Source organism: Pseudomonas sp. KK18 (assembly GCF_037094675.1).
Classification (GTDB): Bacteria; Pseudomonadota; Gammaproteobacteria; order Pseudomonadales; family Pseudomonadaceae; genus Aquipseudomonas.
In genome coordinates this window covers 2,275,171-2,288,604 of sequence record NZ_CP146605.1, presented here as the reverse complement: position 1 = coordinate 2,288,604, position 13,434 = coordinate 2,275,171, and the positions used below count along the sequence as shown (strand labels likewise).

Genomic DNA, 13,434 nt, shown 5'->3' with positions numbered 1-13,434 from the left:
CACCTCATCAGCCCGACATCGGCGCGCCGGGTCGCGGCGCGCTGACGTGAACGCGGCTTACTGGTAGTCGACGTTGTACGTCACGGAGCTGACCACAGTGCCTGGGGTGGTGGCGCCGGTAGCGAAGTACTGCACGGCGTAAGGCATGTTGGCTGCGCCATTACCGTCGATGGTGTTGCGGGTGGTCTTGGTGCGCTGGTTGGTGTTACCGGCCTGGATCACCGCGCCGCCTTGGGCGTCAACCAATTGCAACTGCACGTTGGTGGCGGTGCCAGTCATGTTGTTCAGGTTGCCGCTGATTGGGTCGACTGTAGCGCCGGAGTTGAAGAAAGCGGCCGCGGTGGCGGCGGTGCCAACACAGTTGCTCAGTTGAATATTGAAACCGGTACGGCCTTCAGCCTGGCCGGCAGCAGTCAGCAGGCCGGTAGAGATGGTTGGCAGGGTCACGGTGGCAACGGCAGGGGTGACCACGCCGTCTACCGCGATGGTGCAGGTCTGGTTAACCAATTCACCGTTGAAATTGATGGTGCCGTCGGCAGCGTTGGCGAACTGAGCGCCAGAAGCGCAAACCAGTGCAGCAAGCGTGAGGGCTTTAGTTTTCATGGTGCAACTCCAATGGGAAAGTTTTAAACACGGTCGCTAAGCGCTGATGAGTTGCCAGGTGCTGAATGCGCGCTGGAATAAACAAAGCATCTGCTGTGTGCGACGGGTTTATCTTCCTTTCATGGAGTTTTGAGTCATGTAGTACCAATCCCTCGGGCGTGTAGGAAGTTTCCGAAGGCGCGTCAGTCAGCTGTCAAGCCAGATACTCCTCCAATCGCTGATCCAATTGCTCCATAGCCTGCTGCAAGTTATCCACCGCTTCGGTCAGCAATGCCGAGTTCAGCCCCTTGCAGGCGGTCTCCAGTTCTTCACAGGTATGGATTAGCCGTCGGGCCTTGATGATTCTCGCCCCACCCTTGACCCGATGGGCAAGGTCTCCCAGACCGGGGAGATCATGTTGGGTAAACAGTTGCATCAACCGCGACATATCTTGCTGATTGCTGGTTGCGAGGTCTTGGAGCAGACTCTTGATCGAAGCTGCGTCGCCACGGCTGAGTTGTTCGAGGCTAGTCAGGTCAATATCGTCGAGGGTTTCGCGACGCTCTTCCTCGGTGGGCACAGGCACAGTGTCAGGGGCCAGGGGAGCGAGCCGCGCACTGAGGTCCTGGAGGCTGATGGGTTTAAATAGGCAATCGTCCATCCCTGCCTCGATGCAGCGGTCTTTCTCTTCTGGCTGGGCATTGGCAGTCAGGCCGAGAATCAGCCCCGGTTGTAAGCCCCTGGCGAGTTCCTCGTCCCGAATCGCCCGCGCTAGTTTGTAGCCATTCATCAGCGGCATGTTGCAGTCAGTGATCACCACGTCGAAATGTTGACCTCGCCAAGCACGTAGCCCGTGGGCGCCGTCTTCTGCGTCGGTAACCCGGTGACCGAGATAGTTGAGTTGCTGCGCCAACAAAAGCCGGTTCGCCGGGTAATCGTCGATTACCAAGATATTCAAGACCTGTGGTGTAACGGGCTGAGTTACATCAGCAGCGGCCGGCTCCTCCAACGTCATTAAGGTTGGCAAGCTGACCCGCACTTCCACTTGAGTGCCCTGTCCCAGCACACTGCTGAGCACCAAGGTGCCGCCCATCATTTCGCTCAGTGTGCGGCTGATCATCAAGCCCAACCCCGAACCGCCCCGGGCTGATTGTGCGTTGTTGCTCGCCTGGGCAAACGGACTGAACAGGCGCTGCTGATCTTCATTGGAAATACCTATCCCAGTGTCCTCGACCCGCAGGCACACCGCCAGGCGCTCGTCATTACTGTTTGGCTCGGCAACGACCCGCAGGTGCACCTGCCCTTCGCTGGTGAACTTGATAGCATTGCTCAACAGGTTGGACGCGATTTGCTTGAAGCGCAGCGGATCAACCAGCACATCACGGTTTACGGTGGAGTCGAGGTCGAGGATCAGGCGCAATTGCTTCTGTCGCGCCAGCCCCTCGAAAATCCGTACCACCGACTCCAGTAACTCACGCAGGTTGGCGCGTTCCGGAGCCAGCGAAAGCCGACCGGATTCGATACGAGCAATGTCGAGGATGTCGCCGATCAGATCCAGCAAACCCCGGGCGGCTCCGGATGCGACCTCGATAGAAAACCGATCCATAAAGCCTTGATCGGCCTTTTTTAGGGCCAGTTCCAGCATGCCGATGATGGCGTTCATCGGTGTGCGAATTTCATGGCTCATGGTTGCCAGGAACGTGGTCTTGGCACGGCTGGCATCATCGGCGCCTTCCTTGGCCTCACGCAACGCTTCAAGCAAATGCTGGCGCTCGCTGATGTCGATCCAGCCACCGATCATGCCAGTGACGACGCCATCGCTGTCACGATACGGTAGCATCCAGTGGTAAATGGTCAGTACATTGCCGGTCCGCATGGTCAGGGAGCGGTCCTGCACTCTCGGCACTCCCTCCTCCATGACCTGCAAGTAGTCTTCGTGGTAAGCCGCTGCCTCGCTGGCATTCTTCAGCACACCTTCCACCACGGTTTTACCGAGCACTTCTTCGCGCTCCACGCCAAACACAGAGAGGTAGCCGCTGTTGCAAATCATCAGGCGGGCCTGGCGGTCACGCACGTAGATCGGATGTGGCGTGCCATCGATCAATACCCGCATGAACTCCATCTGGTCATTTAGGGCCAGCTGCGCTTGTTTGCGCTGGCGCATCAGCATCCGCAGGTAGGCGATCCAGCCTAGAGCTATCACCAACAAAACGGCCGCTATAGCGAAGCCCTCCAGGATTACCGTGCGATTACGCAGCCAATAACTCTCATCTACAGCAATTTCGCTGCGCCAGCGGTTGGTCACCTCGTCCATTTCTTCCGGAGGAATACTGAGCAGGGCTTTTTCGAGGATCGAATACAGTTCCAGAGAGCCACGAGGAGTGGCGAACGCGGTGAGCGCTGATTGAGTGCCGACGGTGCTGGTTACGCGCAATTGGTCACGGTACTGGCGAGAGATCATGTAGTGCGCAGTGATCAACGAGTTGACCGCGGCATCCGCTTGACCATTGGCCACCAGGGCCATCGCCTGCTGGGCATTGCTCGCGTCTACCAGAATGATGTTGGGGTACTGCTCGATCAACAGGTCACGCACCGGGTTGCCATGAATCAAGGCCAGGCGCTTGCCGGCCATCTCGTCCAGTGTCGCCGGGCTGCCGGATGCATTACGGCTGACCAGAACGTAGGGAGTGTTTAAGTAGGGCCGGGTAAAACGCAGCAACCCTTCGCGTGCGGCACTGGGCGTAAGGGAGATCAGCAGGTCAGCCTTGTCAGTCCTGACCTGCTCGAGCATTTGCGCCACCGAGTGAGTGCGCTGAATATCGAACTTCAAACCTGTACGCAGGGCGACCTTGGCCAGCACATCCGCGCTAATACCACGGAACTCACCCTCCTGATTGAAGAACGAAACTGGCAGGTAGGTCTCATCGATCGCCACACGCAGCCGTGGATGAGCATTCATCCAGCGCTGCTCATTGGCGCTGAAGTTCAACACCGTGCGTCCTGGCATGCTGGCGCCGCCGGCGCTCCAGCGGCGCAGGATGGTCATGCGTTCAACGGAGGGAATCGTCGCCAGGGCGCTGTTGATAATGCGCAAAAGGCGCTCATTACTACGGTCCAGGGCAAACGAAAAGTTACTGACTTCCATGCGGGAAAAGTCAGCGAGCTGCACGTTGTTCAGGTAGTTCTTATTAATTAGGTAGTGCGCGCTGATGGAGTCGCCCAGGTACACATCGGCACTGCCAAACGCCACGGCGCCGATCGCGCTTAGGGTCGAGGGATAGAGCTGCAAGGTGGCCTTGGGGTAAAACGCCTTGACCGCCTCGGGAGGCAGGTAGTGATATAGCATGGCGATTTTCTTGCCTGCCAGGTCCGGCGTCAGGGCCTGGCTGTTGGCAACTTGGGTGACCAGAGTTGGTTGGTCCTCGGCGTACGACGTCGACATCAACAGGTCGGCGTCGGCTTCCTCATAGCCATTGGAGGTGCCCAAGAAGTCCACGCTGCCATTCTTCAGGGCCTGGATCACCTCGGCACGGGACGCAAACCGGCGCACCTCGATGCGGGTACGCAACAGCTCGCTCAACAGTTGCGCATAGTCGGCAGTGAGGCCCTCATAGTCATGGCCGTCACTGGTGATACCAAAGGGCGCATAGTCGGGCGCAGAGGCACCAAGCACCAGCACGCCCTTGCTCCTCAGCCAACTCCAGTCCTGTTCCGATAGGGAAGCACCGTAACCCTCCACATGTGAGCGGCCCAGTACTTGATAGGTTTCTACCGGCCCATCAGCCAGAACCGTGCCGTTAAAGGTGCCGACCAGCACGATTGCCATCAACCATCTACGCAAGGATGTTCTCATTCAGACCAGTTTATTGCGTTTGGCAAAGTCGGCGAGGTAAACCACCGATTTCACGTTGAGCTTTTCGATCAAGCGAGTTTTGTAAGTACTAACCGTCTTGTTGCTGAGCAACATCGTGTCAGCGATTTCCTTATTGCTCAGTCCTTGAGACAGCTGTTGCAGGATCATCAGCTCTCGGTCAGACAGTTTCTGGATCAATTCTAGATCGGTGGTCTCGGCATCACTTCGCCGCACCGAACTACTGGCTAAATTGGGAAAAAAGGTATAACCGCCCATTACCGCCTTGATCGCCTTGACCAGTTCGCTGAGGTCGTTGAGCTTGGAGATATACCCCGCGGCCCCGGCTTTCATACAGCGCATGGAATAGAACAGCGGTGACTGGGAGGTCAACACTACAATCTTACACTTGAGACCCAAGGCACATATCCGCGCGATGACCTCCAGCCCGTCCAGCTTGGGCATAGCAATGTCCAGCACAATTAAGTCTGGTTCATGTTCCCGCGCCAGTTGCAACGCGTCCGCGCCGTTATCGGCCTCGCCCACTACCTCAAAGCCCTCTCCCGTCAGTAGCATTTTGACCGAGGAGCGAATAAAAGGATGATCGTCCACAACTAAGGCTTTATGCATAGGAGCTCCTGTGTGACACACCAGATTCAGCCGCTGACTAAAAATATATGGCGTAAAAGCCATGGCGAAACTGACCTGTCTACGCGTCGTTTAAAATACACGAACGCTATTCAATTGTAGGAAATTTATAAAACTTACAGCACTAATTGATGGAAGCCTCCAAGCCTGCTTCATGGGCCTCGATCCAAGGCAAAAGCCGGTAGCCCTCCATCGGCCGAGCCAGATAAAACCCCTGGCCAAACTTACAACCCATTTTCGTGACTGTGTCGCGAATGCGCTGACTACTGACCCCTTCAATCACTAGGCTCATATCCAGAGACTGAGCCAATGCTAGCGTGCTAGCAATCATCGCTTGGCTGCGAGGCTCGCGTATATTTCGGACAATCTCGCCATCAAGCTTGAGCTGATTGAACGGCAGCTGGCATAGCAACCTGAGGGACGAAAAACCCATACCAAAATCATCGACGGAGAGGCCGCAGCCCAACATCCGGAGACGCAGCAAGTTGTCCTGAATTCGTGGCGAAATATCCAGCAAACCGTTTTCCGCCAATTCGAACATCAAGGTATTACCTGGAAAGTCATGTTGTCCCAGAGCCCACTGAATATGCTCGACCAACTGATCGCTGATGAGCTGGGAAGCATGCAGGTTGAACGAGAGCTCCAGTTGCACCTCTTGCCGACGTAATACCCCTAAAAGATTCAGGCCCTGCTCCAGAAGTTGCTTGAACATCTGGTCGATCAAGTCATAGGCCATGACAGCTGCGAGAAAGTCCGCCGGCAGTAGCAGGCCCTTGGCGGGGTGCTCCCAGCGAGCTAAGGCTTCAACTCCAGCCAACTCGCCGGTATCCAACTCAAATTTGGGTTGGAACCAGGCACGAAACTCACCGAGTGCTAATCCGCGATGGATCTCCTCTTCACTGGGCAGAGGCAGGACCGATGGTTGGAGGGCAGGAGGGGCACGTCGATGGGCATAACGATGAAGCATCTTGCTAAGCGCACTGATTTGCACCGGTGGTTTCATGACCCCCAGCAGTTGTAAACCTGAGAGCGAATCCATCTGCTCCAAGGAGCGGCGAAGCTCCGGCCTTAGTTCGCTACACAATGCCACAGCACGCACCATGCCCGACCGGGCAGCGCTCCGCAGGAAGCCTAGGCAATCCAAGCTGCGGTCCGCCAGATCGCATAGCACGATGTCGACACCACCTGACTTCTGAATCTGCTCCAGGGCCTGTTCGCCATTACTCGCTTGAACCACATCGCGCACGCCTAAGTGATCAAGCATTTTGATCAAGACGCTGCGCTGGAATCGTTGGTTCTCCAGAACCAGGACGCGGGGGTGGGCCATGCTTATCAACCACTTTCAGGTACGAAGAATCTGATAGTGGACGTGAGCAGGCTGAGTAAAGGAAGGAAATGGCCTTATGTTGTGTAGGAAATTTCCCAAGCAGCAAGGCTCCCGTTAACTTCGTGGATCCTGATGTAGCTAGGGTGGGCGGCGATACGATTGAGGTTGGGGCGAGAGTGAATGTTTTTGACCGAAATCGGCCAATTCAAAAACGCAATGAGAGATCAATAACTGCTTTCATCAGAGATTTTCAGATCTGAGTCTCGCTAAGCCTTGCTTGATGTGGCCTGCGTTTTCGCTAATCGTATGCAAAGCTCCTCGGACATTTTCGCCCTTCTCGCTTGATCCCTGCTTCTCTGCATGGAGTATCAACTCCATTAGCGCCGCCTCCAGTGCTAGCTGATTTTGATACATCCTTTCAAGTAGGTCTGACAAAGCCTTCGATGCGCGCGACCTTGGTATGGTGGGGATGTGATGCCATTCTGTTGAAAGCTTTCAGCTAGTAGAAAGGTTTGTCGGATCGCTACGGATTGCGCGCTCATGATTAACATCGACCTTTGTCAATACGACGAAAGGCACGATAAAGCTGTGACTGGTCTGTGTAGCGGCGTTCTGGAGCAAGCCCCTTGTACTGGTAAGCGCATGACCTGCGCTCAACCGCTCTTGGCCGATTGCTGCCCGTCACTAGCGGCAGAAATCGGCCAAAAGCCGCCGGTCGGGTCAGGCGGCTTCCGACCCGCTTCCGTCATTCATAACTGGCTAATTGGCAAAAGTCAGGCAATTGAACGCGCCTATGAAATCAGGGGCGATTCACCGCTAACATTCCGTTGGCAGCCAGTCGGATAATGGCCGTAACGTTGGGCCTCATAGTGGTGAGGCATTTTCAGACGATATAGCCACTTATGCCGTCCCACAGAAGTTTTACCGCCGTGACTACGAGCAGGCAGTAACAGGCAAGGTACATCTGGCGTTGATCCAGCTTGGTGTGCAGTCGCCAGCCCAGCCAGACACCACTTGGAACTGCTAACAGGCAGATGAGCATCAGGCCTAGCACGTTACCTGTGGGCCTGGCTAACAGCAGCCAGGGCACTGCCTTGAGCAGATTGCCTACGGTAAAGAACATGCTGGTGGTGCCGGCATAGGTTTTCTTGCTTAGACCGAGCGGCAACAGGTACATCGCTAATGGTGGCCCACCAGAATGCGCGACCATAGTCGTGATCCCAGAGGTGACGCCTGCGGACACCGCCTTGAGCGATGAGCGCTGGCTGATCCTGATTTCGCCGCCGGTCTTGAACCAGAGGCCGACAAAAATCAGGGTAACCGCTGCCATCACTAAGGCGACTGCGCGGTGATCCATGACGCGAAAGAGTAGATAGCCGACACCGATGCCGACAATCAGACCGGGTAACAACAGCACCAGGTCGGGTTTAGACCAAGTGGATGGCTTCCAGTAACGCAGGCCGAACAGGTCCATCGCGATAAACAACGGCGCTAGCAGACCGCCGGCTGTGAGCGGATCCATCACCAGCGACAGCAGCGGAATGCCGACAATGGAGAAGCCTCCACCGAAGGCACCTTTCATAAAGCAGATCAAAAAAACTCCGGCGAAGGTCACCAGAATCGTGGTGGTGGTCAACTCAAGGTCCACGGTGCTGCCCCCTGATCCGGCTGCTCAAGGTTGGCCAGCATTATCGAAGAAAGCTCAACGCGCCCGCGCTCGCGCAAGTGCGCGATCGCAGACAAGCGATCAGCGTGCGACTTGTTTTGATTGAGCTTGCGCTTGCATTCAACGCACTGCATTTCGATCTCGATACCGACAACTCTCGACACCATCTCGTCCAGATATTCACGCGGCGCATCGCCCATCTTCCAGGGCTTGATCTCCTTGGACTCCTGGTGGCGAGTCAGCTGGGCCAGGGTGCGGCGCAGGAGCTTTTCTTCCGACATCACGCGCATGACGCCATGCACATGCACCACCTCGTAGTTCCATGTGGGAACCTGGCGATGCGTTTCGTGCTTGGACGCATACCAGTTGGGCGAAATGTAGCCTTCTGCCCCCCTGAAGATCACCATGACAGGCGTGCCGCCGGCGCAACGTTGCCACACAGGATTGGCGCGGGCCACATGAGCGGTCAGCAACCCGTATGTTCCGTGGCCGGTATCGAGCTCAAAGGGAATGTGGTCCGCATCCATGCCGGATTCACCCTCAGTCACGAGGATGCCCAGCGGATTGTCGCGGATAATTCGGTGCAACTGTTCCGGGCGGTGCTCTGCGAAGTGTTCGGGAATGTACATGGGATTTCACTACGGATTGTTGGGAGTCCATAATGTCGACCACGACCTGCATCATCGAAAGTGCCAGTTTCGAGGTTTTTCCATGGGCCAGTTTTCAGCCAATCCGGATGCATTTTCCCGCGGCGCGCAACGTCGGATCTATGCCAGGCTGCGCGCGCAGATAGAAGACGGCACGCTTGCCGCCGGCACGAGGCTCATGTCGACGCGGGCAATCGCGGCCGAACTCGGCGTGTCGCGAACCACGGTAACGGCGGCTTACGAGCAACTGGCGGCCGAAGGCTTTGTCCTGACATCAGTGGGCAAGGCCGCCACGGTAGCGAGCATAATCAGCACTCAATCCGGGCATGCCCAAGGGGACTCGGCGCAGCAAAAGGAACTGCCGCCAGTGCTTTCCCTTTACGGGCAACGAGTGGCCATCATGAAGCCGTACAACATGGCGTCACCCCAAGCCCGCATCGATTTCAGGTACGGCTCGGTCGCTACCAGGGATTTTCCGGCGCTGGGTTGGCAGCGCGCCTACCGTTCCGAACTAGTCAAGCGTCAACCGAGCCTCGCTTACGGCCACCCCGAAGGGGAAGAGCGCTTGCGCAATGCGCTGCAAGGTTATCTGCGACGCGCACGCGGTCTGGCGTGCGATGCGGATCAAATACTCGTCGTGCATGGCTCGCAGCAAGGACTTGACCTGTGCGCCCGGCTTTTGCTGAACCCGCAAGATGCATTCGTCTTCGAAGAGCCTGGCTACCGCATGGCCAGATATTGCTTTGAGGCCACGGGCGCGACGGCGTTGCCCATACCCGTCGATGCCTCTGGACTGGATACCAGTGCTCTGCCGGAAGGTGATCGCGTGCGCCTGGCCTTTGTCACTCCGTCGCACCAGTTTCCCATGGGGGCGGTGCTTCCTGTCGCACGTCGCCTCGAACTGCTGAGTTGGGCGAGGCGACATCGCGCGTGGATCATTGAGGACGATTACGGCGGCGAGTTTCGCTATGGCCAGCGGCCCATCGACGCACTGCAATCCATGGACGCAGATGCTCGCGTCATTTATGTCGGAACGTTCTCCAAGGCACTCTCACCGCAACTCAGGTTGGGTTATCTGGTTCTTCCACGCGAGTTGGTTCACGTTTTCCGTGAAGCAAAACGGCTGACCGATCGACACTCTCCGCGCTGGGAGCAAAACGTGCTCGCCTCATTGATAGAAAGTGGAACCTATGAGCGTCACGTTCGCCGCCTGCGGCGGGAGAATGAACTGCGGCGAAGGGCATTACTGGAGGCTTTTGAACAGCATCTGGCGGAATATGGGCAACTGGCCGGCATGGCGGCGGGCTTACACGGCGTATTAACGCTACCCACGCTTCGCGCTCAGGATGAGCCGACGTTGCAGGCTATAGCGCTCGAACGCGGGGTTGGCGTATATCCGCTTTCGCCGCTGTTTGCCGAACCCACGTCGGTAGAATACGAGCGACCGGCAGGGCTCATTTTGGGCTATGCCGGCCTGACAACGCAGCAGATTCATGAAGGGATCGGCATTCTTGGCAGCGTGATTCGGGAGATTAAAGAGCTTCGGACTCGAGCAAATTTACAAGGTAGAGATAAGGCGAATAAGAAAAAGTGGTCGTCTTGAGTGACTGCTAAGGGTGGAAACTGGTTCTGGACGAATGCACCGCTATTGGCCGATTGCTGCTTGTCACGAAAGGCAGAAATCGGCCAGAAGCAGTCGGTCGCGATCAGAAAGGTTTGACGACAACGAGTCGCTCTCGCACTCTGTTTATAACCCATTCATTCATCAGGTTCCCGCATGTCATTAGCGACCGTAGTGCTGCTCGACTCCTGGCCACAGCCAAGTACGTCGCCTGAACCAGTGGTGTTCGCCACGGACACGCAACTATGTTTACGGTATTACACCACCGGAGAAGAAATAGCTGTGGTTCATTTTCCGCTAGTAAAGAAAATCCAATTCGGTTCGCCAAACGACGAAGCTTTGGGCGGCCATCCGCTCATTGGACTTGGCCTAAAGCATTACCAAATTCATCGAATAGATAATTCGCCTTGGTTAGCAGAGCTTGAGCAAAGGAACGCCATTCATCCTCGACACGACAAACAGCGGTTCATGAAAGATGCTATCCACTATGTCTTTACGTTTCAGGACTCTACCTTGGAATGCATCGTAATCGAGGGGGCGTTCTGGCATCCCAAAGTGCAAGTCTTTACCTCGGAGCAGGAGGCAAAGGATGGCTGGCGCACACTGGTGAATGACGTGGGTGCATTAACCCAATAGTCAGGAGCGGATGGCTGCGTTGGGGCGGAAGCGGTCGGTCATGAGCGGCCGCTTCTGGCCGATTCTGTTGAAAAAGCCGTACTCGCTTAGCCAAGGTGACCGCCTGCATCAATGAATAGCTTGCGGAGTTTTTTTCGAGCCGCCTCTGAAAGACGCTGTGAATAGCGTTGAAACTCTTCTTCGGCTGTGTCGGGCTTGCCGTTCATGGCCAATACAAACGCGTATGCAAGAGGATGTTGTATGTAGTTGTAGAAACCCAGGCCACCCGTCGACAAATGCTGCTTGACCCGCTCGAAAGCACCAGGCAGGTCGGCTATCGAACGAGCCTCGTCCCAAAACGATTCAGCTTTTGGAATGGCAGCCCGGAGGATATTGGGTGCGCTGGTTGCTATGGCATCAGGTCCGTAGCTGCATGAGATATCAAACGCTCGATCGCGCACATCGAAAGTCAGATCAGGTCGTGCTGATTTTGACGTCCTGTGCCATTTGATTTCATTGCCGGAAAGGTGGGGAACGAAGTCCAGTGACAGAGCCCATGACGGCGCTAGCGCGCCGCCTTTCCACTGTTCAAGGCGAAAGAGTTGGCGAATCGGAGCATCGACGCTACGAAGCCAGGACAGCGGGCCCTGAACTTCGAATCCTAACGGCTGTAAAAGTGACTCTACGGTTGGCGAAACAATTTCGTGGATTTGATCTATTCGCACTATCTCGAACGTTTTTCCCTGCATCGGCGGCCCCATGCTCAAAAGTAATCCCAGTTCGACAACTTCGGTCGTTGGTTCGACCTCAGATAATTGATGGAGTCTTCTTCATCCTCATTCGGGAATCAAGGCACACGAAACTTCTCTCGGCGAACTGTCTTTTACATCTGGCAGATAGTGAAAACGTGGTCTGACCCCTTTTCCGTTGTGGTCCTTGCGTAGAAATCACCCACCCCCTCCCTGGATAGCTCCCCGCCTTACCTGGCCCAAATCCTGCCTGCATCACTCCCACCCAGTCGCTACTGACTACGCGGACGACTCTTTTGAGCCCCGCCGCCCAATCCCCGCCCCCGATAATCAAGCATCCCCTTACCACCGCCGAGGCCTTCCCCCATGACGAGCCCATCCACCGACCAGGTCAGCCCCCAAACCCTGCGCAGAGTGATCATCGCCGCCGGTATCGGTAACTTCGTGGAGTGGTTCGACTTCGCCGTCTACGGCTTTCTCGCCACCACCATCGCCCAGCAATTCTTCCCCAGCGGTGACGCCAGCGCGGCGTTGCTGAAGACCTTTGCGGTGTTCGCGGTGGCCTTCGCCTTCCGGCCCCTGGGCGGGATTTTCTTTGGCATGCTCGGCGACCGGATCGGGCGCAAACGCACGCTGGCCATGACGATTTTGCTGATGGCGGGCGCCACCACGCTGATCGGCCTGCTGCCCACCTATGCCGCCATCGGCGTGGCGGCGCCGATTCTGTTGTCGTTGATTCGCTGCGCCCAGGGTTTTTCCGCCGGGGGCGAATACGCCGGGGCCTGTGCCTATCTGATGGAGCACGCGCCCAGTGACAAGCGCGCCTGGTATGGCAGTTTTGTGCCGGTGTCGACGTTTTCTGCGTTCGCTGCGGCGGCCGTGGTGGCGTACGCACTGGAGGCTTCGCTGTCCGCCGAGGCGATGGGCAGCTGGGGCTGGCGCTTGCCGTTCCTGATCGCCGCGCCGCTGGGGCTGGTGGGGCTTTACCTGCGCTGGAAGCTGGATGAGACGCCGGCCTTCCAGGCGGTGAAGCAGGAGCACGCGGTAGCGCACTCTCCCCTCAAGGAAACCTTGCGCAACCATGGTGCGGCGATCTGTTGCCTGGGCGCTTTTGTGTCGCTCACGGCGTTGTCGTTCTATATGTTCACCACCTACTTCGCGACGTATCTGCAGGTGGCGGGTGGCTTGAGTCGGGCGGTGGCGTTGCTGGTGTCGCTGATTGCGCTGATTTTCGCGGCGGCGATCTGCCCGCTGGCGGGGTTGTATTCGGATCGGGTGGGGCGTCGGGTCACGGTGATGACGGCGTGTGTGTTGTTGATTGTGGTGGTGTACCCGTCGTTCCTGATGGCCAGTTCCGGGTCGTTCGCGGCATCGGTGGTAGGGGTGATGTTGCTGGCGGTGGGCGCGGTGCTGTGTGGGGTGGTGACGGCGGCGTTGCTGTCGGAGACCTTTCCGACACGCACGCGGTATACGGCTTCAGCGATTACCTACAACATGGCGTACACGATCTTTGGCGGTACGGCGCCGTTGGTGGCGACGTGGTTGATCAGTACCACCGGCAGCAACCTGTCGCCGGCGTTTTATCTGATTGCGGTGGCGGTGCTGGCGTTGGCGGGCGGGTTGGCGTTGCCGGAGACGTCGCGGATTTCGCTGCATGAGGTGGGCGTGGAGGAAAAAGGCGCGGCGCCGGTGTTGTCGCGTTAAAGTCGGCGGGTGTTCAAAAGTGCCG

10 protein-coding genes are annotated in these 13,434 nt (G+C 57.0%); 3 read left to right on the top strand and 7 right to left on the bottom strand.

Features of this window, described 5'->3' with window-relative positions:
- Positions 1-57: 57 nt before the first annotated feature.
- From V6607_RS10335 to V6607_RS10310, 6 genes are all read right to left on the bottom strand, one after another.
- Entirely contained in the window at positions 58-603 is a 546-nt protein-coding gene (locus V6607_RS10335; protein WP_102605776.1) for a fimbrial protein, read from the bottom strand.
- Positions 604-796: 193 nt separating this feature from the next.
- Positions 797-4,423, bottom strand: a complete 3,627-nt coding sequence (locus V6607_RS10330; protein ID WP_256579832.1) for a transporter substrate-binding domain-containing protein — start codon at positions 4,421-4,423, stop codon at positions 797-799.
- 12 nt (positions 4,424-4,435) lie between these two features.
- Positions 4,436-5,062 (bottom strand): response regulator transcription factor, encoded by a 627-nt coding sequence (locus V6607_RS10325; RefSeq protein WP_102605778.1) that lies wholly within the window; start codon positions 5,060-5,062, stop codon positions 4,436-4,438.
- Positions 5,063-5,204: 142 nt separating this feature from the next.
- The gene (locus V6607_RS10320) at positions 5,205-6,407 is read right to left on the bottom strand and encodes an EAL domain-containing response regulator (protein ID WP_102605779.1); all 1,203 of its coding nucleotides are present in this window, start codon (positions 6,405-6,407) and stop codon (positions 5,205-5,207) included.
- 883 nt (positions 6,408-7,290) lie between these two features.
- Positions 7,291-8,055 (bottom strand): sulfite exporter TauE/SafE family protein, encoded by a 765-nt coding sequence (locus V6607_RS10315; RefSeq protein WP_102605780.1) that lies wholly within the window; start codon positions 8,053-8,055, stop codon positions 7,291-7,293.
- Positions 8,040-8,702, bottom strand: a complete 663-nt coding sequence (locus tag V6607_RS10310) for an FMN-binding negative transcriptional regulator (RefSeq protein ID WP_102605781.1) — start codon at positions 8,700-8,702, stop codon at positions 8,040-8,042. Before V6607_RS10310 ends, V6607_RS10315 begins: the two co-directional genes overlap by 16 nt.
- On the opposite strand from V6607_RS10310, the gene V6607_RS10305 reads away from it, so the two are divergent.
- Positions 8,701-10,323: a PLP-dependent aminotransferase family protein gene (locus tag V6607_RS10305; RefSeq protein ID WP_102605782.1), complete on the top strand. Its 1,623-nt coding sequence runs from the start codon at positions 8,701-8,703 to the stop codon at positions 10,321-10,323. The two genes, V6607_RS10310 and V6607_RS10305, sit on opposite strands and share 2 nt — an antisense overlap.
- A 174-nt stretch (positions 10,324-10,497) precedes the next feature.
- Positions 10,498-10,977 (top strand): hypothetical protein, encoded by a 480-nt coding sequence (locus V6607_RS10300; protein WP_023659022.1) that lies wholly within the window; start codon positions 10,498-10,500, stop codon positions 10,975-10,977.
- Positions 10,978-11,063: 86 nt separating this feature from the next.
- On the opposite strand, the gene V6607_RS10295 is transcribed toward V6607_RS10300, so the two are convergent.
- Positions 11,064-11,705 carry a hypothetical protein gene (locus V6607_RS10295; RefSeq protein ID WP_256351171.1) on the bottom strand — a complete coding sequence of 214 codons (642 nt, stop codon included), beginning with the start codon at positions 11,703-11,705 and terminating at the stop codon, positions 11,064-11,066.
- A gap of 366 nt (positions 11,706-12,071) precedes the next feature.
- Between V6607_RS10295 and V6607_RS10290 the strand changes: the two genes are divergently transcribed.
- Positions 12,072-13,409 (top strand): MFS transporter, encoded by a 1,338-nt coding sequence (locus V6607_RS10290; protein WP_102605068.1) that lies wholly within the window; start codon positions 12,072-12,074, stop codon positions 13,407-13,409.
- The last annotated feature ends 25 nt before the right edge of the window (positions 13,410-13,434 follow it).